The organism is Anaeromassilibacillus sp. 1001302B_160321_C8, from assembly GCF_015554745.1.
Lineage (GTDB): Bacteria > Bacillota > Clostridia > Oscillospirales > Acutalibacteraceae > Anaeromassilibacillus > Anaeromassilibacillus stercoravium.
This window is the reverse complement of sequence record NZ_JADNJD010000040.1, coordinates 1-2,462: the sequence shown is the minus strand read 5'-3', so window position 1 is coordinate 2,462 and position 2,462 is coordinate 1. Positions and strand designations below refer to the sequence as shown.

The 2,462-nt window shown below is 50.3% G+C and carries 2 protein-coding genes; both read left to right on the top strand.

The window, feature by feature from the left end:
* Positions 1–142: 142 nt before the first annotated feature.
* Positions 143–1,660 carry an IS21 family transposase gene (gene istA / locus I2E77_RS13565; protein WP_195451498.1) on the top strand — a complete coding sequence of 506 codons (1,518 nt, stop codon included), beginning with the start codon at positions 143–145 and terminating at the stop codon, positions 1,658–1,660.
* Positions 1,661–2,404: an IS21-like element helper ATPase IstB gene (istB, locus tag I2E77_RS13560; RefSeq protein WP_195451497.1), complete on the top strand. Its 744-nt coding sequence runs from the start codon at positions 1,661–1,663 to the stop codon at positions 2,402–2,404.
* Positions 2,405–2,462 lie beyond the last annotated feature (58 nt).

Here is a 2,462-nt window from a genome sequence, read left to right as displayed (position 1 = left end):
TGTAAATGGTAATATAAAGTACAGAGTTTTTCGCCACTAAAAGTACACACTTTTTCGCCACATAAAGCGCAGAGTTTTTCGCCACTGACTGCACACCTTTCGCCAGCTGATACAATAGTGTTAGCCGGAGGAGGTGGCTCAGATGAAGGAGATAAAAGTGTACAATGCCATTCATCAATTAAAAGAGCGTGGCTTCAAGAAAGACTCTGTTGCCAAGCAGCTCGACATCAACTGGCGTACTGTTGACCGGTACTGGGATATGACCGTAGAAGAATACGAGTCACAGGCCCGGCAGTTAAAACGGGGTAGCCAGCTGGACGATTATAAAGACCAGATCATACTGTGGTTGAGACAATATCCAGCCATGACCGCAGCGCAGGTCGGTGACTGGTTAAAGGAGCACTACAAGGCATCCTTTAAGGAGCGCACCGTTTCTCGGTATGTCAAAAGGCTCCGAGAAGAATATGGCCTCAAGAAAACTGTGACTCCCCGTGACTACGAGGCTGTCCCGGAGCTTCCCATGGGACAGCAGGTGCAAGTGGACTTTGGACAGAAGCTCATGCCCAATGTGGACGGTGGCTTGACCAAGGTGTATGCTGCGGTTTTCTTGCTGGCCCGATCCCGGTACAAGTACGCAGAGATGCAGAGCCGCCCGTTTACATCCGTGGACTTGGTTCGAATCTGCCACAACTGCTTCCGTTATTTCGGCGGTATGCCGCAGGAGATGGTCTTTGACCAGGACAGCATCCTCTGTGTCAGTGAGAACGCCGGAGACATTATTTACACTTATGAATTTGAAAAGTTCCGGCAGGAAACCCGTGTTTCAATCTACCTGTGCCGTGGAGCAGATCCGGAAAGCAAGGGCAAGATTGAAAACAGTGTAAAGTATGTCAAAGGCAATTTTCTCAGTTGCCGAATGTACTCGGATGACGACATTCTCAATGGTGCCTGTCTGGAATGGCTGGAACGCACCGCCAATGCTAAAGAGCACGGCACTACAAAGCTCATCCCGGCTGAGGTTTTCAAGGAAGAGCGTGAATATTTGCGTCCCCTGGTTGGCTTGGATGAGTCCTCCAACCCGTTTATTTGCCGGACTGTCCGCAAGGACAATACCATTCTCTACAACAGCAACCGCTATTCCGTTCCCCTGGGCACTTACAATACGCAGCCGGAAGTACGGCTGGAAACCAGAGACAATATGCTGTACATCCAGACTGTATTTGGAGAACCCATTTGCGAACACCGTATTGCTACAGGTCGGGGACTGCTCATTCAGAACAAGAGCCACACCAGAGACCGCACTACGGCACTGGACAAGCTACAGGATGATCTGGATGCTGCTCTGCTGGGGCAGGCAACGGATTTCCTGCAGGTAATCCGTACAGAAAAGTCCCGGTACTCCAGGGACCAGTTTAAGATTATACAGTCCCTTATTGACCAGTATGGTGTGGCAAATGTTCTCGAAGGTGTCAACTTCTGTATGAACAACACGCTGCACAGCGCCAATATCCTCAAGGATTTCCTTGTTCACCAGGGCAAAACCAAGGGAACGCAGGAATCTTCTGTTGTGGTTCCGGCAATCCCGGTGGACAATTTGAAATACCATGTGACCACCCAGAAGCGGCCACTGGAAGTCTACGCACAGATGGGGGTGAGATAAATGCTTACACCTTTGGAACGAGTGCGAAACCTCCTTAGTGACCTCAGAATCCAGCCGGTGGACTTTGACGCAATCTATGCTGGCAGAGACAATCTGACCCCATTGGAGAGCGTGGAGCTGTTCTTACAGGAAGAAATGCGGCTCCGGGTAGAAAAGCAAACCTTGAACCGCTACCGAAAGGCCAATCTGCCTGCCCAAAAGAGCTTAGACAGCTTTGACTTTGGATTTCAGCGCAGTGTCACGAAAGAGCGTATGCTCCGGCTAAGTGATATGACATGGCTGGAGCAGGCTTACAACATCTGCCTGCTGGGGCCGCCGGGCGTTGGAAAAACGCATCTGGCTATTGCTCTGGCGGTACGGGGACTGGATCTGGGCTACACGGTTGTATTTGAAACCCTGTCCAACCTCATGGTTGTACTGAAAACCGTGGAAATCTCGAAGGCCAGCCAGCGACGGCTGAAGTATATCCGCAAGGCAGCGCTTGTTGTGGTGGACGAGGTAGGCTTTATGCCATTGTCCCCGGCAGAGGCCAACCTGTTCTTTGGATTCGTGTCATCCATGTCTGAGAAAACCTCACTCATTATTACCTCAAACAAAGGCTTTGACGAGTGGGCAGACTTCATGGGCGATGCAACCATTACAACAGCTATCCTGGACCGGCTGATCCACCGCTGCGAAATTATTAACATGACCGGCAACAGCTACCGTTTAGCACACCACCGGTCTATTACAGGAGAAAATTGACGCCGAAAAACTCTGCATTTTCTGGCGAAAATTTCTGTATTTCACTTGACTGCTTACA